Here is a 21,768-nt window from a genome sequence, read left to right on the forward strand (position 1 = left end):
AATGGTTATTAAATGGGAGCGAAAAATCAAAAATAAAGGCAATGCTATTTTATCCGGTTTAGCTGCGTAGCAGCTTACTTTCAAACGGGAAGGTGCAGCAGGAGTTGAACCTGATGCTTGCTTTTATATTCTAAATTATCAGCGGATGATTGGTCGCCGCCGACTTTTACCGGACGATCCGCCGCCCGATTTGGCAATTGAGACGGATGTTACTTCTAAAACTACGATCGATGCCTATAAAATTATTGGAGTTCCAGAAGTATGGGTTTACGACAGCGGCAGACTTCGCATTTATTTGCTGCAAGATGGAGAGTATGTAGAATCGGATATTAGTCCGAATTTTCCAGAAATCGCGAGCGCCCAACTTATCCCCACTGCGGTAGAACGTGCTTTACAGGTAGGAAGTTGTCAAGCGCTAGAAGAATTTGAAAGTGCGATCCTCTCCGAGGGCTTCGCTAACGGCTAAACTCCTAGGATGCGTTACGCGCTTCGCACTTCGCATCCGAAAAATTACAAAATTACTGCCAAATTGTCAACCCCTAAAGGTCGATAAATTGTATCTCTTTGCTGATAATCCCGCCCCAAAGAACGAATCGCATTTTGCAAATCTTCGACAGATTGACAACTGCCGCCAACCGCACCGGCCATCGTTGTAATGTGCTCTTCCATCAATGTACCGCCGATGTCATTGCAGCCCCATTTCAGCGCTTCTGTCGCTCCATCTAAACCTAATTTTACCCAACTCGGCTGGTGATTGGAAATCAAATTACCCAAGAAGATCCTCGATACAGCGGTGAGTAACAATGTATCTGCTAAAACTGGTTGGTCGCGGCCGACTCGACTCCGCAAAGGGGCCGGTGCTTCCTGTCCGACAAATGGTAGTAAAATAAATTCTGTAATGCGTGCCCCATAGTTTTGGTCGATCGCAGTTTGTTGGAGCGATCGTACTTTTTCTAAATGCAAAACCTGCTGTTGGGCCGTCTCAATATGCCCGCAAAGCATCGTACTCGTTGTCGGCAAACCCAGACGGTGAGCAGTTCCCACAATTTCCAGCCAAGTTGCCGAATTTAGTTTTTCCGGGCAAATCACCCGTCGCACAGAATCGTCGAGAACTTCCGCCGCGGTTCCCGGCATCGAATCGACTCCCGCATCCTGCAAAGCCGAAATTACATAGCTGAAACTAAGATTATCTCCTCTGGCAATAAATTCTATTTCTTGCGGCGAAAAAGCGTGCAAATGCAACTGAGGAAACTTATCCTTAATAGTTTTCACCAATTGCAGATAATAAGGTAAAAATGCGCCGTTCAGCTTAGCTTGAAGATTTAAGCCCCCCTGCATACAAATTTCCGTCGCATCCCGCTGCACTGCATCAGTTGCCTTTTCCTGAATTTGAGCTGCATCTAACCAAAAAGCGCCCTCATCTCCCTCGTCGCGGCGGAATGCACAAAAACTGCAATGCTGCTCGCAAATGTTAGTAAAATTAATATTTCGATTGATAACGTAGGTGACAGTATCCCCTGATTGTCGGCGGCGGAGCAAGTCAGCAGTTGTTTGAATAGAAGCTCGCGCGTCAGGATCTCTTTGCTGCAAAAGTACCAAGGCCTCTGCAGAAGAGATGTTATAACCTTGTAAAGCTCGATCGAGAATTGCATCCACAGTTTTTTTGTTAGCTAAGCTACAGAATTGCTGCCTAGAATTAAGGCGTTTTTATATATTAACGAATCAACTATAGAGCAATACTTCGGACAGTTTTTTAACGGCCCTGTAAGCCTTACAGAGAAAGCCCTGCCATTTTTAACGCATTTTAGGAAACTTAGGGCTGGACTTAAACCTTGAAATAATAGTCCACCATATAGCCAGTCTGGGTTTCGGACACTCGATTAGATATAAAACTGTCCGAAGTATTGATAGAGGAACGATATTTTACAATCTCAAGTCTTACAAAACCATCCTTGACTTTCTAAACGCTGAAATTATGGGCATAAACCAAGCAAATCACCTCTTGCCAGTGCCGTCTGGGCTTTTGCAAATTCCTGCCGTACAGACTTTCGGTTCAACTTTTACAGACGCCAACACACCGCCCATTTATTTTTCCCTGGTCATTCCTACCTACAATGAGTGCCAGAATGTCAAGAGTATTGTGGAAAAATTGACTCAATTGCTCGATGGCAGTATTCCCGGCAACTACGAATTAATTGTAGTCGATGACAACAGCCCCGATCGCACCTGGGAAGTCGCCCTGTCCCTGACACCGGAATATCCGCAATTACGGGTGATGCGCCGGGAAGACGAGCGGGGACTTTCCACAGCGGTGATTCGCGGGTGGCAGGCCGCTCGCGGCGAGGTTTTGGGCGTCATCGATGCCGACTTGCAGCATCCCCCGGAGACGCTGTTGCAGCTTTTAGCAGAAATTCAGCGGGGAGCCGATTTGGCCGCTGCGAGCCGCCACGTTGCCGAGGGTGGCGTGAGCGACTGGAGCCTTGTCAGGCGATTTTTATCGCGGGGCGCTCAAACCCTGGGGTTGGTGATCCTGCCGGGAGTGGTGGGCCGAGTTTCCGATCCGATGAGTGGCTATTTTATGGTGCGCCGCACTTGCATAGCCGGCAAAACCATGAACCCTGCTGGTTACAAAATATTGATTGAAGTGCTCGGCAGAGGCGATATCCGCTGGATTGGAGAAGTTGGTTACGTGTTTCAGGAGCGGCAAGAAGGCGAGAGTAAAGTTACCTGGAAACAGTATATTGAGTATTTGCGACATTTGCTTCGGTTGCGGTTTGCCCGCTGGCCGATGGGCCGATTCCTGCGGTTTGGCCTTGTGGGTTTCAGCGGCGTATTTGTGAATATGGGGGTTTTGTACGTGTTCCGGCATATCCTCAATTGGGAGCTGACTCGCAGTCTGATCGTTGCTGCTGAATTGGCAATTATCAGTAACTTTTTGTGGAATGATTTGTGGACTTTTGGGGAGATTTCTAAGCGGCAGCCCGGAAAGCGCCAGCGATTGAAACGGCTGTTGAAATTTAATACCATTTGCTTGATGGGTTTGATTTTGAATGTGCTGCTGGTTAATTTGCTGTTTAATGTTTTTGGGATGAATGAATATTTGGCTAATTTAATTGCGATCGTGGCTGTGACTCTGTGGAATTTCTGGATTAATATGAAGTTGAGCTGGCGGGTAACGGATGTTGATTAGAAGCTGGGAATATTCAAGAGTGAGAAGGGCATACAGGGACAGAGACAGCGCAAAATTCACGATCGCTCTTGACATCCCGAGCGATCGTCCGAAATACATGGAAACAGAAACATCAGCCTTTCACTGAAGAATTTAAACTTTTGCAAGTAAGCTACTTTTATGAATCAAAAATTTTTTTTACTCTCAGCCACTACTTGGCGCTATATCACCAATCAATCATTACTTTTGCCTTTGCTCTTGCTGTTGCTATTAACTAATCTCTTAGTGTCGCCCGTAGGTGAATTCTCGCTTAACGACGACTGGATACACGCCAAGGCGGTTCAAAGGCTGCTGGAAGAGGGTCAGTACCGCGGTCATTCTTACGTCGCTGCCACTCTCGTAGCGCAAGCTTATTGGGGTGCCTTATTTTGCAAAATTTTTGGTTTTAGCTTTACTGTTTTGCGAGTATCGACTTTAGTATTAAGCCTTGTTGGCGCGTGGGCGATGGCCCGCTGTGGATTAGCATTGGGTCTTTCTCGAAACTTGGCTTTACTTTGCGGGGCGCTGGTAGCAATTAACCCTTTAGTTTTAAATTTATCGTACAGCTTTATGACCGACGTGCCGTTTCTAGCAATGTCAATACTGTCAGGACTATTTTTTCTCCTAGCACTTCAAACACCACGCGCCCCACTAATTTTCTGGGGCAGTTTTTTTGCAGTCGTAGCTTTTTTTGTAAGGCAATTTGGGGTAATGTTGCCTGTTGCTTTTGCGGCGACAGTACTCGTACTTTGGTGCCAAAAACAATATAGAGTGTCTTGGTCTATGGTTTTTGCTTTAATTTGCCCGTGGCTGGCTGCGGTGGCGATCGCTCTTTATTTAGGGACAATTAAAGATGCTGGCACTCCTATTTTTCAAAGCCTCCAGGGACGATTTCTAATGTCAGCTATGGATGGATTGCGACACATTCCAGTTTCACTTTGTTATATGGGTTTTTTTGCTCTACCTTTGGGTGCGGGCAGACTTTGGCAAATAGTTCGCAAGTACGATGTTTGGAATCGAAAGCGTCTCACTATTTTTCTTGGGTTTTGCTGTGCCTCGCTGGCAATGTTTTTCTTACCTAAAATTCTATTTTTTGTCTGGTCGGTATTTTTAAATAAACAATCTTTGTGGTTAAATCAATACGCTTATCGAATGCCTCTATTAAAAGGCGATTATTTGCTTGATTTGGCTGTGGGTCACATTCAGTTATCAGATGTTAACCCACAGCCAGTAGTTAGTATCGGTAGATGGTGGTGGCCCATAACATTCGCTGCACTCGGAGTGGCAGGACTAATATTTCTGAACTGTGTCGATATATTTTACGATGTGCGGTGGCAACAGGACGAAAATAATGTATTGCAGAAGCGAACCCATCAAAAACTTTTTTTATTGCTGTGGGGGTGCATTCTTCTGGCTATAGCTTACAATCCAGGGCGGTTTTTCGTTTACGATCGATATTTAATTCCGGCACTGCCGCCCTTGATCTTGCTGTTAGCCTACCAAATGAGCCGATTTAAGCTCAAAGGTGCAATGTGGTTTGCGACTTTTAGTTGTACGCTACTTTACATTTTCAGTGTAGTTTGTCTTCAGGACTATATGGGTTGGAACAGTGCAGCAACGGCTGCTCAAAATAAACTCATGACTGTGTATGGTGTGAATTCCGAATCAATTCGCGGTCTAGACACTTTTAATGGATGGTACAATAGTGACAAATTCATGCGAGTATACAAAACTAAAAAATGGCAAGACGCTGATTTGAAAGGGCTAGGACCTTGGGTATTTGATGATGAGTACATTGTTGCTACCAAGCAGCCGAAGCCGGGTTATGAGAAGTTCGAGGAAATACCCTATTTCTCTTGGCTGGGAATGCAAGAACGAGCGATCGTTATTTACAAGCGCGGGCCAAATGAAAGCAGGATATAGTCTTTTTATCAATAACAAACAACTATTGTTGCTATTGCTGTGGACGGCGATCGCCTTTATTTTGCGCTTTGCCAATTTGGACTCGAAACCGCTGTGGACAGACGAGTTTTCCACTCTAGTGTTTAGTTTGGGCAACAGTTTTGGCGGTGTGCCCCTCGATCGCGCGATCGACCTTTCTACATTATTACAACCGCTACAATTGCGCCCCGATGCTGACACCGCCGACGTGCTCCGCAATTTGCTGCTAGAAAGCAACCATCCACCAGTATATTTTATGCTCGCCCACTGGTGGATGCGACTGTTTGGGCCTTCAGAGGATAGTTTAGTTTGGATAGGGCGAGCTCTTCCTGCATTATTAGGTGTGATTTCAGTTCCAGCTATCTACTTTTTGGGTAAATTTGCTTTTAGTTCTCGTTTAGTCGGTCAATGTGCGGCCGCGATGATGGCAGTTTCTCCCTACGGCATTTATCTCGCTCAAGAAGCTCGCCATTACACTTTAGGAATCTTATTAGTTATTGCCTCTCTTTTTTGCTTGACATTAGCTACAAAAAAGCTGCAACAGCGCGCGCCCATGCCTATTTGGGCGGTACTGCTTTGGGTAGTTGTTAACTGTTTAGGAATTGCCGTTCACTACTTTTTTGCACTAACTTTGGGTGCGGAAGCAATAGCATTAATTGCTGTAATCTGGCTGCAGTTTCATCGAAAGCTGCCAATTGACAACAGCCAGCAGCCTAATATTTGGCAATTTCAAATCCTCTGGCGGCTTTTCGCAGTAGCCGTGGGTACTTTGGCGGGCGGTTTAGTTTGGCTGCCGATATTTTTGTCGAATAAATACGGCAGCGAACTAACTAATTGGATTGTCAGTGGCGATCGCACATTTTTAGATTCGATCAATCCGATTGTTCAAGCTTTAGCTGCATGGATCACTGTCATGTCTCTGCTGCCGGTGGAATCGCTAAATTTGGCAGTAGTAGTTGCATCGGCGATCGCAATGACAATATTTTTTATATTGGTGCTTCCCATCCTGTTTAGCGCTCTTAAAAATTCCTTAACAACACCCGATAGCCGTTTAGGTACTGTTATTTTCGGCGGATTTGTGCTAGGAGCAATTTTCCTATTTTTCAGCTTTGCATATATTCTAGGGATTGACCTAACTCGCGGCGCTCGATACAATTTCGTCTACTTTCCGGGGGTGATATTGCTTTTAGGAGCAACCTTGGCGGTTATTTACAACACACCTACAGCAAAAAGTCAATGGTTTAATTTACCTGCTATGGAAATGGCTGGCAAAAAAGCAGTTCTGCTAATTTTAGTAATGGGTTTTTTTAGCAGTGTAACAGTAAATTCCAATCTCGGCTATCGCAAATATTACAAACCAGACCTTTTAATTCCGATTATCCGCGAATTGTCGAAAGTTCCCGTGTTAATTGCCACTACTCAAAAGACTCATGTAGAAATAGGAGAGTTGATGGGGATAGGGTGGGAATGGGAAAGAAGTTCGGCAACGGATTTTGTAGCGGATGTAACGGATGTTAGGAAGAAAGAAGAAGTTAAAGCCTTTGATTCTCCGCTGTTTCTTTTGGCTAATCAGAGAAGGGATGCGCCGGAAATAGCGGCAGGCACACTTTATAAAACACTCAGTCAATTAGAACGTCCGCTTGATTTGTGGTTGGTTAATTTTCGCGCACCTGTCAATCTAGAAGCACAAAAATGTCAGGTTGAATCAGGCGAGTTGCCTGCGGTGGATGGGTATGAATATCAAGTTTATCATTGTTCCTGATTTGGCGATCGCCCGCAACTGCAAACCGATTTTAAAAATATAATACTATCGAGAAGGTAGATAAGTAAACAAGTTTATGACTCAAGAAACTACTATTACTAAAGCTATTACCAAATTCAGTGATATCCGTAGTAAGTTCAATTTAACTAGGAAATTCCTTTTCTGAAGTATCTGTCTCGAATTTCCACATGCCTCGCTAAGAAACGCTCTAGTTTTAACCTAGACCAACAATCTGTCTCAATACGTTTATTGCGAGCAATACCATCCAGCTTGTCGTAGAGCGTACTATCAATAACGCCGCTAGTCATTACACAGAATCCACCTGCTCCATACTGGTCTACAGTATCGGAAACTTTAATTTTAGTACCTGTGAGCGAACTACTATCCCGAATCAACTTACACTGTACAATCCACTTAACAGTATTTTTACCAATCCGCTCAGGTGTTTGAAATTCTATATCTCTACCCCCATCACGAGATCGAGATTTTCCCATTTTTCGGATGTTACTCGGCTGATAGTAGGATTCGATAATGTCGTAGCAAAGCTGTTCAAACAGTTCATCATCAAGCTCATCCCAAGGACAAGCAATCTCAGTGGGTTTTCCTAGCAGTATTCTTGCTCTCTCTGATAGTTTCGTAATTATATCTAAATACTTTTCTATAACTTCATTCTTAATTCTCCCTATGGAATCCTCGAAAAAAACATACTGAGTAACTTCGTCACATACTATTAAGATATTTCCCTCCGTAGATAATAGTAACTTTTCAATAGAGCCAATATTATAAAAGTGTCGATATTCTTTAATTCCCGACTGACTTCTTCTGACTTCACATTCAATACTTGTAAACCAAACATCTCGCGCACATTCTCGCGCCTCATATATTTGATTTAGAGGATAAAGCACTATATTAGCTTTATTGAAAACAATCGGATCAAGTTTTAATGATGATATCTGTTCTGCTGCTTCTAATGAGGGTACATTATTCCTGAATCCACCATATTTTTTGATAAGCTCTTCAACATGTGCATTTAGCGGAACTATCCAAGCGTTGCTAGAAATATAAAAATCATAACCGACGTTATTACTTGCAAAGGAACGCCAGAAACCATAACGCCACTCTGGATGAGCGTTGTATAAATTTTTAATAAGTTTATCTCGTTCTTCCTCTTCTTCATCTTCGTATAAATAATCTATTCCTACCACGAAATTACCCAGGTATGAGTCAGCCAACTCAGGAAAAGAAAGCGGAATTTTTTCTAGATTATCTACAAATTCCTCATACATATTTTGGAGTTCAGTATCTAAGTCATCCCAAACTACATCCTCATCAAATGCAGGTAAAATTAAACATAGATATTGAGTTAAACCTATTAAATCTTTCGGTCTAAAAACAAAACACACTTTAACAGGAAAATTTGTATAGTCCATTTGAAAAGAAATAGGCTGGCAAAACCTAGCTATATTTTCTCCGACAAATAAAGCCCAGAGATAATCGTCTGCTAAATCTTGAGGATATTGTGAGTAATTTACTGATTTGCATGGAACTTCCCAAACAATATCTTCTAAAGCATTAACAAGAGTGCTATACAATTGGTTAAAAGTAGAGTGGCTAATCTCTGAAGGTATTAGTCTTAATGCAGTTTTCTTGTTCATTGGATGAATATCTGGTAAAAGGTCAACGTCTAGGTGGGTTGGTATTCGCGATGTAATTAAAATAAGTTCCTTGGCATTTAAGTTGATTTCACTCTTGCCTGACACTATCGGGAACGCCCACCGCCGAAATACCCGATATCGCCTTTAAGTTTTGACACCGAATCAACTCATTAAAATCCAAACTGCGCCCTTCAATCTGCGCCACAGCCTCGATCGCCCCCAGCAAATGTCCGGCCGCTTCCGCTTCGTTGTAACCACGCCTTTCCGCTACTCTAATCGCCCCTTCGTCAGCATCTAACTCTACTTGGGAACTGCGGTTGTCGCGCCAAATTCGAGTCATGGCGAGTCCCGTCAAACCGCCCGCGATCGCAGTGCCGATCGCATCTCCCTGCAACAATTCTACAACAGTCCCGACAATTCCCGCCAGAGCCGCACCTTGATAAATATCCGGCTTAAACCACTTAAAATTGCACAGAAAACTTACATTCCGCAATAGCAGTAAATCCCGCTGCGGCTTAGATAGCAGCCGCCACAAATCAAAATTAATATAAATCGGGCGAGATTGATTCCAAGGTAAAGGAAAATCGCAGTCAATTACTGTTGATTGTTGTGGCTTATTAATTATTTTACACATCATGCGGCCGGAAGCAGGCATCACATCTAACAGGCGGCGAATTTCTGGATCGGGATTCATAAATTTAGGGTTATTGATAATTGGTAATTACATCTGGATAAAAAACAATAATATCGGTCACGGCCTCGTGGGGGCGGGTTTTACAGACAATAATTGCCTAAAACCTACAATCTCGTAAACCCGCCCCCACCCAAGGGGTGATGCGATCGAAATCCAAGTTGATGTAGATTATGAGTTTTGTGGGGGCGAGTTTGTGTAACTTTTTGTCTGGAATTAAATATTGTTGAAAAAACCAGCCCCTACGAGTTCTTAGAAGATAATTAAGGGTTTTTCTTGGATGCGGGAGAGGGCGATTCTTGAGCTCTCGGAGCCACTTTTTCGGCGTTCGGCGAAGGCTTCGGGCTGGCAATCGCTGGGGCAACTGACGGCTTTGAATTCGCGGCTGGGGATGGTGGTTTTGGAGAATCAGGGGCTGTTAGCGGGGCAGCAGGGGCTGTTTTAGCGCCTAAAATGCTGGCGTCTCCGGTGTCAAAGGTGCCGGCGATGCAAGCGATCATCATTGTCGCTAAAGTGCCGACAAATAATGCTTTCCAACCGAGTTCGGAAATGTCTTTGCGGCGGGATGGAATTAAGGCGATCGTGCCGCCGACAAATATGCCGACGGAGGCTAAGTGGGCGAAGCCGGAAAGGGCGTAACTGACAATTAAAACTGTACGATCGCTCACGAGTCCTTTTGCCGCCGCTTCTGCTAAACTTTGATAAGGCGGAATCGCTGTTTCTAACAGCCGACGACCGATAATTACTGACGCTTGCCAAGAGTCCTCTAATGAAACTCCTGTTAATAGCGTCAGGGGATAAAATAAGACTCCCATAATGTTGGCTAAGGTGACAACTTTGAAAAAGCCACCAATTGGGCCGGGCAAAATTGCTAGCCAACCAAAGAATTGATTGATTAAGGAAACTAAGCCCAAGATTAAAATCAAAACAGCGGCAATTGCCACAGCCATTTTTACACCGTCCAATGCGCCAACAATTGCTGCATCCAAAGGGCTGACTCGTTCGATGGGTTCTCCCCCAACAGTCTCTTGTTTGAATTCTTCGCGCTCCATGTCCGAAATTTCTTCGCCCACAAACTCGCGGCCTTGAGGCTTCGGTTCTTCCTTGGGAATGCCACCCATTGTCACGGGCACGCCTGTTTCCGGTACTAAGATTTTGGAGAGAACAAAACAAGCGGGAATGGCGATAATTGAAGCGGAAACTAAATGCCCTAAAATATTTGGAAAAACTGGCTTGAGAAAACTGACGTAAATTGCTAAAGTTGAAGAAGCGGCGGTCCCAAAACAGCAAGAGAGGATTGCACAAAGTTCGGAACGAGTCATTTGTGGCAAATAAGGCTTGACCACAATTGCCGCTTCAATTCCTACGAAAATATTAGCAGCGCCACTAAGGGCTTCAGCTCCGCTCAACCGCATTGTCGTATAAAAGATTTTGGCAAAAAGTTCGGTGACAATTTGAATCACACCGATGTTGTATAGCAAGGCCATGAGGCCCGAAAAAAAGATGACAGTGGGTAAAGCTCGAAAGGCAAAAATATATCCTAAATTAACTGCCGGCTCTTTACCAGGTATTGGTACAACATTGCTCCCGAATACAAATCTCGCTCCAGCGTCAGCAGCGGTGAATACTCCATCCAGTAAGCTAGTAAACCATTCTAGGGCGATGCGAGTTGGGGGGAACAGGAATACTAAAAATCCTAAGACTAATTGCAGGCCAATGCCCCAGATGATGACGCGCCAGGGAATATACTTCGACTGTCGGTTTTCTGAAAAAATCCAGGCGATCGCACATAAGCCAAAAATGCCCAGAAACGAGATAAGATTGTAGATTGACATGAGCCTAGTCCTTGAAATACTTAAGAATGCCGATCAACGATTTGCATCACATCAGTTATACTATTCATCTGACGGCAAATACTAAAAAAAATAATGGGCAGATAAATTACGCACTCAACAGCGTACTTATGTCATTGCTTAGGTCATTCCGAACTCTGCGGAGCTTTAGCAACCCTTGATTTGCCGTAATTACCAGCAGTTTAGATAGAAACTCTAACACATGGAAGCTTTTGCTCCACATCCTCCTGAATGGACTGCAACGGCGGTTCACGCTAATGAGTTTTGCTGCCCCAAGTGTGGGGCTAGCTGCACGGATGCCGCTGAGGTCTGGATTAATCGCCGATCGCCAGTATACACCGAGTTCAACCGTCGGAAGTGGCAAGAATTTTACCGCTGCCAGTGCGATTGCGTGTGGTGGGCTTGGAGTAACGATAGGCCTCCTTCTGAACTTGTACGTCGCGATCAAAGTGAGGATGAGGGCCCGGATGATGATTTTTAGAACGGTGACAGAATTTTTGATTTTTGATTTTATTTAAAATTAGGGTAAGTTGCATATGGCGCACCCTAAATTTAGATAGGTTATCGCCCGTTCTCAACTAATTGAGTACGTCAAGTATTCCCTTGACTACGCCTTCCATTACTCTTTCAATTAAGCTCAATTCATTTTCACCGATCGACTCATTTAAGAGCATTGACTGAATTCGCTGTCTGTCATAGCGAGTCAGTTCGCCTGACGAAAATATCCGCTCTACTATTTGTTCAGTTAGAAATGGGAAAGCTGGTGTTTGCATGGTTGGTCTCTAAAAGCATCAATATTTTGTGTTTAACTTTATTAGAGAAGCCAGTTATTGTGTGGGTTTTTACTTTTCCACCCAATCAGTGCTCCAATCATAGGACTCTGGGGGGCTTTTGTCAATACACTTGTTACAGATCAATACAAAATTTGCCTGAAATTTCCGACATTCTGGCAACGGGTGGTTCTGGAGTGCGATCGACCCCCGTCGGTGGCGGTGTTCGATCGACCTTTTTAAGTTTATGGGTACTTTGGCGGAACATTACAGCTCAAAAAAAATCCAAACGAAAAGAGATTAAAATTGGTAATGGAAAATTGACTTTTCTGAAATCCCTCTTCCTTCCGGCTAATGACTAATGACTAAGAACTAATGACTAAGAACTAATGACTAATGGCTTCCTCCAATGACCTATTTTCGTTCTGCTCTAATTTTGACATTAGGTTTTTGGCTGCTACCGCTAGCAGTTCGATCGCAACCTGTAGTTCCTGCTACTGACGGCACGAATACTGTTGTTAAGTCCGAGCAAAATCGCACAGACATTAGTGGCGGGCAACTGTCAGGAAACGGGGCAAATCTTTTTCACAGCTTCAGCCAATTTAATCTCAGCGAAGGTCAAATAGCTAATTTTCTAACTAATCCAAATATTCAAAATATTTTAGGGCGGATTTCCGGTGGCAATGTTTCCGTAATTAACGGTCTGATTTCTGTAACTGGTGGCAACTCAAATTTATTCTTAATGAATCCGGCGGGAATTATCTTTGGTCAAAATGCTAGATTAAACCTGCCTGGGTCTTTTTTTGCGACAACTGCTACAGGTATTGGTTTCGGCGATCGGTGGTTCAATTCGGCCGGAATTAATGATTACAAAGCTTTACTGGGAAATCCTAATCAATTTAATTTTAATAACTCACAAATTGGTGCAATTGTCAATGCGGGAAACTTGGCAGTTGGCAGCGGGCAAAGTTTAACTTTGCTCGGTGGAACCGTTATTAATACAGGACAATTATCCGCTCCAGGCGGTCAAATTACTGTGGCTGCTGTTCAGGGAGAAAATGCAGTCCGTATCAGTCAAGCTGGCAATTTATTAAGTTTAGAAATTACTCCGTCTTTGCAGTCAGAAAAATCTGCGATCGCCCCAGTTTCTTTGCCTCAGTTGCTAACGGGCCCGGGCGTAGCGTCAGCCACAGGTTTAACGACTAACGAACAAGGTCAATTGGTACTGACTGGCGGTCAAACAGTGCCGGCAGTTCCGGGAAGTGCGATCGTCTCGGGTTCTGTAAATGTATTTGGCCCTTCTGGGAATGCTGGCGGCACAGTCAATATTTTAGGGGAAAAAGTCGGACTCTTCGGCGCAAATATCAATGCTTCCGGGACTGACGGCGGAGGTACTGTGCGCGTCGGAGGCGGTTTCCAGGGGATGGAACCAGTGCCGAACTCACTGGTAACTTATGTTAGTCCTGATTCTACGATCGCAGCCAACGCGATCGACCGTGGCAATGGCGGCACTGCGGTAATTTGGTCAGACAATACAACTCGCTTCTTCGGCAATATTAGTGCTCGCGGGGGCATCACCGCAGGTAACGGCGGCAGAGTAGAAGTTTCGGGAAAAAATGCTTTAACTTTCCAAGGAGAGGTCGATACCCGCGCGACTAACGGTGCGATCGGCAATTTGTTCCTCGATCCGGCAAATATTACGATCGTCAGCGGTAACGGCGACACTAGCGGGGGCTCGACTGGCGGGGAACTGCAATCGGCACCAGAACCCAATGAAACATCGATCTCAGAAGTACAGTTGGAAGAGATGGCCGCCGGCAGCAACGTGGTTCTAGATACCCCGGGCTACATCACCCTCCAAGACTTGCCCGATAACAAACTTTCGCTGCAAGCGAGAACAGGAGACACCGTAACATTTAGATCGGGCGGAGTGTTTGTTGTCAATGACTTCAAGGACGCAATCGAGACTCAAGGTGGCAACATCAACATTTTTGGCAGCAGCATCTCTCTGGGCGGACTCAATGCTAACGGCGGCAATATCGCTATCACTGCTAACGGCATTGACTTGAGGGGCGGCAGCAATTCTGTCAGCAGTGCGGGGGGAATAATTCGCTTGCAACCCAACGATAGCCGAGTAATTCGGATCGGTGGCACCGGCGATATTTTGGGCATTTTGGACTTGACTGCAACGGATCTCGGCGCTTTGGCGGGGGATTTTAGCTCGATCGCGATCGGGCGCGAAAACAGCAGCTCGATCGCGATCGTCGCACCCATTACCTTCAACAGCCCGCTGACACTTCAAGGCAGATCGATCAGGATCGACAATCCCCTAAGAACAAGCGGCAGCGCTAGCTTGACTCTCGACGCGCCCCAAACTGATCTCAACGCCAACCTTGCGACATCCGGCGGCGATCTCACTTTTACAGGAAACGCATCCCTCAATGCTGACGTGGCTTTGAGCACTCAAGCTACCGGCAACATTCTGTTCTCCGGTAGCCTAGACGGAGCTCGCGCCCTGAGACTAGACGCTCAGCGAGTGCTGTTCGGCGCTACAGTCGGTCAAACTGCACCGCTGGCGAGTTTATACGTCCACGCTGGCAGTACCGAGGTATCGGGCAATATTGCGACATCTGGCGACATGACTTTCAATAGTAACGTCACAGTCGATCGCACCACCCTATCCGCCACTACCGGCAATATCACTTTTGCCAATACCCTCGACAGCACGCCGGGCCGGGCTAATAATTTGACGCTGCGCGCTGGCGGCAACATTACTTTTGACGGCCTAGTCGGTCAAACTCAGAGGTTGGGCCTGCTCTCGGCTGATGCTGCTAGCGTGACGGCTGCTTCCACAATTGCAGCGCGCAGTTTGAGCGTTAACGCCCGCGAGTCCGCTCGCTTCGGGGGGGACAGCACGGCCACTTTGGGAGCCGATATCAAGGCAGCAAATGTCCTCCTAGAGGGTAATTTAAGGACGGATGGCGGTAACGTGAACCTGCAAGGAAGCGGCGAGGTTCGGACTGGTAATATTACCTCGAACGGCGGGAGGATTCGGGTTGAGGGGAATAGTGTTGCTGCGGGTGCGATCGACTCGTCGTCGGCGGGCACAGGAGGCGCGATCGCTCTCCAAAGCAATGCCGGCCCTTTAACTGCCGGAGCTTTGAACGCTTCGGGGGCGATCGGCGGAAATATTGCTGTCACCTCGAAAGCGGGTATTTCGGCTCTAGATATCAACTCCAGCAGCACTTCAAGCGGCAATGGCGGAGGCGTTTCCCTGAGCGCCACGGATAACATTCAGTTAGGTTTTATCAATGCTCAAGGTGGCCGTGGTGGCACTGGTGGCAGCATTGATGTGACAACCCTCGGTTTGTTTCGCTCGAACAATGTTTTCAACGATATATCGGGTAATTCTTCGAGTATTTCTACTGCCGGAGGTGCGGGGGCGGGGAGGATCGCAATTCGCCACGGAGGCGCTATCGATCGACCGTTTGTAGTTGGCGGCGCGATCGACAATGGAACCCTGGGAAGCATTAATGCTGGCGCGGGAAACGCGATTTTGCCCACTTTTTCTTTTGGACAAACTTACACCCAAGGAAGTTTACCAAATCAGATTTCCCTAATCACACCCGGCAGGCCCTCTACTCCTACACCAATTCCCGAACCCATTCCCGCACCAATTCCCGAACCCATTCCCGCACCAATTCCCGCACCAATTCCCGAACCGCCTGTAGTGCCAGTAGTTCCCGTAAATCCTGCTCCTGTGCTGTCACTTCCTGCATCTTTGCAAGTACAATTGCGATCGCAAAGTCGATACAAAAATCCCGAAATTAGCCCGGATATTTTCGCTCCTTCTCGCAGGGTAGATTCGGCAGGTTCGGGAGTTTTAGTATTTGAGGAAATCTTTACTCGCGAGTACGAAAAATATCTAGACTTGCCCGCAAGAAGACCGATTAGTAATATGTCGGTAATTTACGAAACTCTTCGCAAAAATGAACAAATTACCGGGATAAAATCTGCCATTATTTATATGAATTGGGTCAGCAGAGCGGATGCAGGCGCCGCCAAAGAAAATGGTTCGGTGCTGGTGGCCAGTCAGGATTTGTCTAATCTATTGCCTGTGAGAACAAACCTCGCATCCGAGCCCCCTCATCCCTTAGAAGATAAGTTGACCCAGAGGTTGCAGCCGGGTAGCAAAGAAGTTTCCGATGTTCCTAATGGGGAGCTTTTAGAATTAGTGTTAGTAACCGCTAACGCTCAACCCCAGCGCGTTTTAATTCCGGCGACAACCCGCTGGCAGGTGTTGCAACTAGCCGACGCCTTGCAAAGTGAAATAACTAATCCCCGAAAAAGAAGCAGCATTAGTTATTTGGATACGGCGCAAAAACTTTATCGGTGGTTAATTGCACCAGTTGCCGCAGAATTGACAGCTTTAAAAATTGACAATTTAATTGTAATTCCGGCAGCCGGTTTGCGGAGTGTGCCGTTTGCGGCCCTTCACGACGGCAAAGGCTTTTTAGTTGAAAAATACAGCATTAGCGTGATGCCGAGTCTGAGTTTAACTGATATCGGCTACGACAATATTGCGGATGATGAAATTTTGGCAATGGGGGCGTCGGTATTTGAAGATAAAGCGCCATTACCGGCGGTACCGGTGGAGTTAGAGTCGATCGCGCCGCCCGATCGGGGAAAATCTTTTTTGAATCAAGATTTTACTCTCGGAAATTTGCAAGCTCAGCGGGCAAATCGACCTTTTGGCATCATTCACTTAGCAACTCACAGCGAATTCCAGCCCGGAGAACCGAAAAATTCTTACATTCAGTTATGGGATACTAAATTGCGTATCGATCAAATGCGGCAGTTGCGATGGAATGAACCGCCGGTGAATCTGTTAGTTTTAAGCGCGTGCAATACCGCTTTGGGCGACGAAGAGGCGGAGTTGGGGTTTGCGGGTTTGGCGGTAGCTAGCGGTGCTAGATCCGCTTTAGCGAGTTTGTGGGAAGTCAGCGATGAGGGGACTTTGGGGCTGATGACTGAGTTTTATCGGCAGTTGCGGGCCCCCAGACGCGGTGGCAATTTGATGATTAAAGCGGAGGCTTTGCGGCGCGCGCAATTGGAGATGCTGCAGGGGCGTGTGCGGATTCAAGACGGGATGCTGCGAGTAGAAGGGCTTTCTATGAGTCTAACTTTGCCTCCAGAAATTGCCTCCAGGGGCGATCGAGTGCTTTCGCATCCTTATTATTGGGCCGCCTTTACAATGATTGGCAATCCTTGGTAATGGAGATTTCGCACAAGTCTTACCGAAGTTATTAGGGTGGTGTGATGAAATCCCTTGATTCGTTAATTGCCCGAAAACCTATACCATTGATATCAAATCCGTTAGCATCGGAATAGTAAATTCGAGTTGACTGTTCACGGCGTTGACTGTTCACTGTCAACCGTCAACATCATAAGGAGTGTAACCGGAAATGATATGACATACATTTTTAGGCATTCGGGTTTCACCGTCTCACTGTAACAAGGCGTGGGACTCATCATCAGCGATAAATTGACGATCGCATTTGACAAAAATGTGGTTCTGCTTTACTTTTTTCTTAGTGTTTTTACGGATATGGGTTAGTTTGCACTCGCTTTTATTGCATGGTGATTCCACTTATTCATACTATAATTATGCAACCGAGCGATCAGACTCCTAACATAAATATTTATTTGTAGTTTTTTGAAGAAATGTAAAAAATAATATTGTTTAGTTAGAATTTAAATTTTGCTTAAAGTGCAGGCTAGTCTTTATATTAGAGGATACATCTACTTACAAATTGAGAATTGCTAAAAAAAATGTGTATTCATTTAATTATTAAAAGAGGCTGCAAGGATGATTAACTTAGCCGGCTACGAGATTACTAACCAAATTCATGAAAGTAACAATTCTTTAGTTTACCGAGGAGTGAGAAAGCAAGACAACCAACCAGTCATTCTCAAATTCCTCAAGCAAGATTATCCGATGCCAGCTTCGTTAGTTAGATACAAGCAGGAATACGAAATTACACGCAATCTCAACCTAGAAAGTGTGCCTAAAACCTACGGTTTAGAAAGATATCAGAACAGTTTAGCTATTATTTTCGAGGATAGTGGTGGAAAATCATTAAAGCTGGGGTTGGCTTCTCAAAAACTTACCTTACAAGAGTTTTTGTTAACAGCTATCAAAATAACCAGAGCTTTAGGCCAAATCCATCAACATAACATTATTCATAAAGATATCAACCCCAGCAATATTATTATTAACTCGACAACTGGGCTAGTCCAAATCATAGATTTTGGCATCTCTACTGTTTTAAATCACGAGAATCCTACCCTAAAAAATCCTAATGTTTTAGAAGGCACTCTCAGCTATATATCGCCGGAACAAACAGGCAGAATGAACCGAGCGATCGACTACCGCACTGATTTTTACTCATTAGGAGCCACTTTTTACGAACTGCTAACGGGGCAAGTGCCATGGGATTACGACGATGCCATGGAATTAGTCCACTGTCATATTGCTAAACAAGCAGTGCCGCCCCATGAAATCAATCCCGAAATAGGAATTCCTAAAGCGGTTTCCGCTCTAGTCATGAAGCTGTTAGAAAAAACTGCTGAAAAAAGATACCAAAGTGCTTGGGGAATCATCGCAGATTTAGAAGAATGCCTGGAACAACTACAGGCTAAAGGAACGATTGCTGATTTTGCGATCGGCCAAAAAGATATTACAGATAAGTTTCAAATACCTCAAAAACTTTATGGTAGAGAACGCGAAATAGAAACCTTATTAGCAGCCTTCGAGCGCGTCAGCAATGGCACAACAGAAGTTATGTTAGTGTCGGGTTACTCGGGCATTGGCAAATCAGCCTTAGTGCAAGAAGTTTATAAACCGATTACTAAGGCAAACGGTTATTTTATTGCCGGGAAATTTGACCAATTTCAACGCAATATTCCTTATGCGGCTGTTGTCAAAGCTTTTGGGTCATTAGTCAAGCAACTCTTAACTGAGAGCGAAACGCAACTGGGCGCCTGGAAAGAAAAACTTTTAGTGGCATTTGGTGATAACGGTCAAATCATTATAGATGTCATTCCAGACGTAGAACTCATTGTTGGCAAACAGCCACCCGTCCAAGAGTTAGGTGCTACGGAAGCGCAAAATCGTTTTAATTTAGTATTTCAAAAATTTATCCGCGTGTTTTGTTCAGTCGAGCATCCCTTAGTCATTTTTTTAGACGATTTGCAATGGGCTGACTCCGCTACTTTGAAACTGCTGCAAGTAATGATGGCAGATGAGGAAACAAAATACTTATTTCTAATGGGTGCTTATCGAGATAACGAAGTGAGCCAGACGCATCCTTTAATAATGACTCTGGAGGCGCTGCAAAATCAAGGCGCGACTATTAACCATATTACCTTAACTCCCTTAGATATCGAACATATTACTAACTTGATAGCTGATACTGTGCGGAGGGATAGAGTCTCAGTCATCCTCCTAGCTGAGTTAGTCGTCGGTAAAACTCAAGGCAATCCTTTTTTTGTCAATCAGTTTCTCAGAACTCTCTATGAAGAAAACCTGCTGATTTTTAATTCTGAGCAAAGAAACTGGGATTGGAAGATTTCACAAATTGAAGCCGTAGGGATTACCGATAACGTCGTTGAGTTGATGGTCGGTAAATTGAGAAAACTGCCATATTCCACTCAGCAGGTTTTACGGTTAGCTGCTTGCATTGGTAATACTTTTGACTTAAACACTCTGTCGATTGTTAATGAGAAATCTCCTGCACAAAGCTTTCAAGAGTTATTGCCAGCCATCCAAGATGGATTAATTTTAGCCACTTCTGAATTAGGCACGACAGAAGAAGAAATTCTTCAGTCTCATCTCATCATTACTACTTACAAGTTTTTGCACGATCGCGTGCAACAAGCAGCTTATGCTTTGATTGAGGAATCTTCTAAAAAAACAGTTCACTTACAAATCGGTCGCCTGCTGTGGCAAAATACCTCGCCAGAGAAACGAGGGGAAGAGATATTTGCGATCGTCGATCATTTGAATCTAGGAATTGAACTGGTTAGCGACGAATCCGAACGCACTGAAATCGCTAAACTAAATTTAACCGCAGGCCAAAAAGCCAAAGCAGCTACAGCCCATGAGTCGGCGATTAAATATTTGCAAGCAGGGTTGAGACTGTTATTAGAAGATAGCTGGAACAGTCAGTACGAAGTGACATTAGCGTTGCATGAGGAAGCAGCAGAGGTAGCTTTTTTGAGAGGTGATTTTGACCGAATGCAGAGATTTGTTGAGATAGTCCAAAACTGCGCCAAAATGCTGCTGGACAAAATTAAAGTGTACGAAGTCCAGATCCAAGCTTACATGGGCCAGAACAGGCTACTAGAAGCGGTTAATACAGCGCTACAAGTTTTAAAGCTGTTAGGGGTCGAGTTTCCTTCTAAGCCAACCCCGTCAGATATTGGGCAGGCGCTAGGAGAAACTGCGGCAATTTTAAACGGGAAGCGAATTGAGCAATTAATCGACCTACCTCAAATGAGCGATCCCTATAAACTAGCAGCCATGAGACTTTTATCAAGTATCTTTGCTGCTACATATATTGCTGCTCCTACACTGTTGCCTTTGACGGTATGCAAACAAGTAGATTTATCTGTTCAATATGGCAATGCTTCGGTGTCTCCCTTAGTTTATTCCAATTATGGGCTTCTGCTTTGTGGAGTTGTGGGAGATATTGATTCGGGTTATCAGTTTGGGCAATTGGCTTTAAGTTTGCTGTCGAGGTTAAATGCTAAAGAAATCAAAGCCAAGACAGTTGTGATCGTAAATATATTTACGCGACATTGGAAAGAGCATCTCAAAGAAACATTGGAACCTTTGATGTCAAGTTACTCTAGCGGAATGGAAACAGGAGATTTAGAATATGCTGCCTTTGGTTTAATAATCTACTCCTATTGCGCTTACTTTAGCGGCAAAGAACTGACTGGACTGGAAACAGAGATGGCAAATTACAGAGATGCTATTTATAAAGTTAAGCAAGAAACAGCACTTAATTTTCAAGAAATTTATTGGCAGGCTGTCTTAAATCTACTGGGAAGAAGTGAAGACCCCTGGATTCTAAAGGGTAAAGCGTACGACGAGCAAACAAGGTTACCTCTGCACGAGCAAGCCAATGATAATGGGGCAATTTTTTTCTCATATTTAAATAAAATTTTACTTTGTTATTTGTTTGAAAAATCCTCTCAAGCAATTGAAAATACTGCTCTAGCAGAGAAGTATTTAAATGCAATGGTAGGATTGCCCGTGGTTCCTATCTTCCATTTTTACGATTCTTTGGTGCGGTTGGTCGTGTATTCTGATACTCCACAGTCTGAGCAACAAAGCATTCTTGACCGAGTACAAGCTAATCAAGAAAAAATGCAGAAATGGGCGCATCATGCTCCAATGAATCATCTGCACAAATTCTATCTAGTAGAGGCAGAACGATATCGAGTTTTGGGTCAAAAACTAGAAGCAATGGAGATGTACGACAAAGCCATTGCTTTAGCTAAAGAAAACGAGTACATCAACGAAGAAGCACTCGCTCACGAACTTGCAGCCAAATTCTACCTGTCATTGGGTAAAGAAACGATCGCCCAAGCTTATATACAAAACGCTCATTATAGCTACCAGCTCTGGGGCGCTCTAGCTAAAGTTGAGGATTTAGAAAAAAAATACCCCCAATTCCTAGGTAGAACCTCAGCCAAGACAACAGCTCAAACAAATGTTAACAAAACAACGATTAAGGCTACAACCACTAGCACTAATTTGGGAGAGACGCTAGATTTAGCCACAGTAATGAAAGCTTCCCAAGCAATTTCAGGTGAAAT

At 44.7% G+C, this 21,768-nt stretch carries 12 protein-coding genes and 1 pseudogene; 8 read left to right on the forward strand and 5 right to left on the reverse strand.

Annotated elements, in window-relative coordinates:
• Positions 1-85: 85 nt before the first annotated feature.
• Positions 86-466 (forward strand): annotated as a pseudogene (locus QUA04_RS23060) (Uma2 family endonuclease); the annotation flags it as partial.
• A gap of 44 nt (positions 467-510) precedes the next feature.
• On the opposite strand, the gene cofH reads toward QUA04_RS23060, so the two are convergent.
• Complete coding sequence (cofH, locus tag QUA04_RS23065; protein ID WP_333261221.1) at positions 511-1,656, reverse strand: 7,8-didemethyl-8-hydroxy-5-deazariboflavin synthase subunit CofH; 1,146 nt, start codon at positions 1,654-1,656, stop codon at positions 511-513.
• A 319-nt stretch (positions 1,657-1,975) separates the two neighbouring features.
• Here cofH and QUA04_RS23070 point away from each other — a divergent pair, with 319 nt between their 5' ends.
• From QUA04_RS23070 to QUA04_RS23080, 3 genes are all read left to right on the forward strand, one after another.
• Positions 1,976-3,190 carry a glycosyltransferase gene (locus QUA04_RS23070; protein WP_333261224.1) on the forward strand — a complete coding sequence of 405 codons (1,215 nt, stop codon included), beginning with the start codon at positions 1,976-1,978 and terminating at the stop codon, positions 3,188-3,190.
• 159 nt (positions 3,191-3,349) lie between these two features.
• Positions 3,350-5,131, forward strand: coding sequence for a glycosyltransferase family 39 protein (locus QUA04_RS23075; RefSeq protein ID WP_333261227.1), 1,782 nt, complete (start codon positions 3,350-3,352; stop codon positions 5,129-5,131).
• Positions 5,115-6,911 carry a glycosyltransferase family 39 protein gene (locus QUA04_RS23080; RefSeq protein ID WP_333261230.1) on the forward strand — a complete coding sequence of 599 codons (1,797 nt, stop codon included), beginning with the start codon at positions 5,115-5,117 and terminating at the stop codon, positions 6,909-6,911. Before QUA04_RS23075 ends, QUA04_RS23080 begins: the two co-directional genes overlap by 17 nt.
• A gap of 146 nt (positions 6,912-7,057) precedes the next feature.
• Here QUA04_RS23080 and QUA04_RS23085 read toward each other — a convergent pair whose 3' ends face one another.
• From QUA04_RS23085 to QUA04_RS23095, 3 genes are all read right to left on the reverse strand, one after another.
• Positions 7,058-8,566 carry a hypothetical protein gene (locus tag QUA04_RS23085; RefSeq protein WP_333261232.1) on the reverse strand — a complete coding sequence of 503 codons (1,509 nt, stop codon included), beginning with the start codon at positions 8,564-8,566 and terminating at the stop codon, positions 7,058-7,060.
• 88 nt (positions 8,567-8,654) lie between these two features.
• Positions 8,655-9,260, reverse strand: coding sequence for a DUF3318 domain-containing protein (locus QUA04_RS23090; RefSeq protein ID WP_333261236.1), 606 nt, complete (start codon positions 9,258-9,260; stop codon positions 8,655-8,657).
• Between the two features lie 260 nt (positions 9,261-9,520).
• Complete coding sequence (locus QUA04_RS23095) at positions 9,521-11,092, reverse strand: nucleoside transporter C-terminal domain-containing protein (RefSeq protein WP_333261239.1); 1,572 nt, start codon at positions 11,090-11,092, stop codon at positions 9,521-9,523.
• Between the two features lie 220 nt (positions 11,093-11,312).
• Here QUA04_RS23095 and QUA04_RS23100 point away from each other — a divergent pair, with 220 nt between their 5' ends.
• Entirely contained in the window at positions 11,313-11,591 is a 279-nt protein-coding gene (locus QUA04_RS23100; RefSeq protein WP_333261242.1) for a hypothetical protein, read from the forward strand.
• 97 nt (positions 11,592-11,688) lie between these two features.
• Here the strand turns inward: QUA04_RS23100 and QUA04_RS23105 are convergent, their stop codons facing one another.
• The gene (locus QUA04_RS23105) at positions 11,689-11,883 is read right to left on the reverse strand and encodes a hypothetical protein (protein ID WP_333261245.1); all 195 of its coding nucleotides are present in this window, start codon (positions 11,881-11,883) and stop codon (positions 11,689-11,691) included.
• A 152-nt stretch (positions 11,884-12,035) separates the two neighbouring features.
• Between QUA04_RS23105 and QUA04_RS23110 the strand changes: the two genes are divergently transcribed.
• The 3 genes from QUA04_RS23110 to QUA04_RS23120 all read left to right on the forward strand — a co-directional run.
• A complete protein-coding gene (locus tag QUA04_RS23110) occupies positions 12,036-12,242 on the forward strand; it encodes a hypothetical protein (RefSeq protein ID WP_333261249.1) in 207 nt (68 codons plus the stop codon).
• Between the two features lie 47 nt (positions 12,243-12,289).
• Positions 12,290-17,155: a CHAT domain-containing protein gene (locus QUA04_RS23115; RefSeq protein WP_333261252.1), complete on the forward strand. Its 4,866-nt coding sequence runs from the start codon at positions 12,290-12,292 to the stop codon at positions 17,153-17,155.
• A gap of 594 nt (positions 17,156-17,749) precedes the next feature.
• Positions 17,750-21,768: serine/threonine-protein kinase PknK (locus QUA04_RS23120; protein WP_333261255.1), on the forward strand; the 4,019-nt coding region annotated here is incomplete at its 3' end.

Source organism: Microcoleus sp. S13_C5 (assembly GCF_036700845.1).
In the GTDB taxonomy this organism is placed as follows: domain Bacteria; phylum Cyanobacteriota; class Cyanobacteriia; order Cyanobacteriales; family Microcoleaceae; genus Microcoleus.

Coding starts and splice junctions, on each gene's coding strand:
- QUA04_RS23070 (WP_333261224.1), top strand. CDS start 1,976: ATGGGCATAAACCAAGCAAATCACCTCTTGCCAGTGCCGTCTGGGCTT.
- QUA04_RS23075 (WP_333261227.1), top strand. CDS start 3,350: ATGAATCAAAAATTTTTTTTACTCTCAGCCACTACTTGGCGCTATATC.
- QUA04_RS23080 (WP_333261230.1), top strand. CDS start 5,115: ATGAAAGCAGGATATAGTCTTTTTATCAATAACAAACAACTATTGTTG.
- QUA04_RS23085 (WP_333261232.1), bottom strand. CDS start 8,566: ATGAACAAGAAAACTGCATTAAGACTAATACCTTCAGAGATTAGCCAC.
- QUA04_RS23090 (WP_333261236.1), bottom strand. CDS start 9,260: ATGAATCCCGATCCAGAAATTCGCCGCCTGTTAGATGTGATGCCTGCT.
- QUA04_RS23095 (WP_333261239.1), bottom strand. CDS start 11,092: ATGTCAATCTACAATCTTATCTCGTTTCTGGGCATTTTTGGCTTATGT.
- QUA04_RS23100 (WP_333261242.1), top strand. CDS start 11,313: ATGGAAGCTTTTGCTCCACATCCTCCTGAATGGACTGCAACGGCGGTT.
- QUA04_RS23105 (WP_333261245.1), bottom strand. CDS start 11,883: ATGCAAACACCAGCTTTCCCATTTCTAACTGAACAAATAGTAGAGCGG.
- QUA04_RS23115 (WP_333261252.1), top strand. CDS start 12,290: ATGACCTATTTTCGTTCTGCTCTAATTTTGACATTAGGTTTTTGGCTG.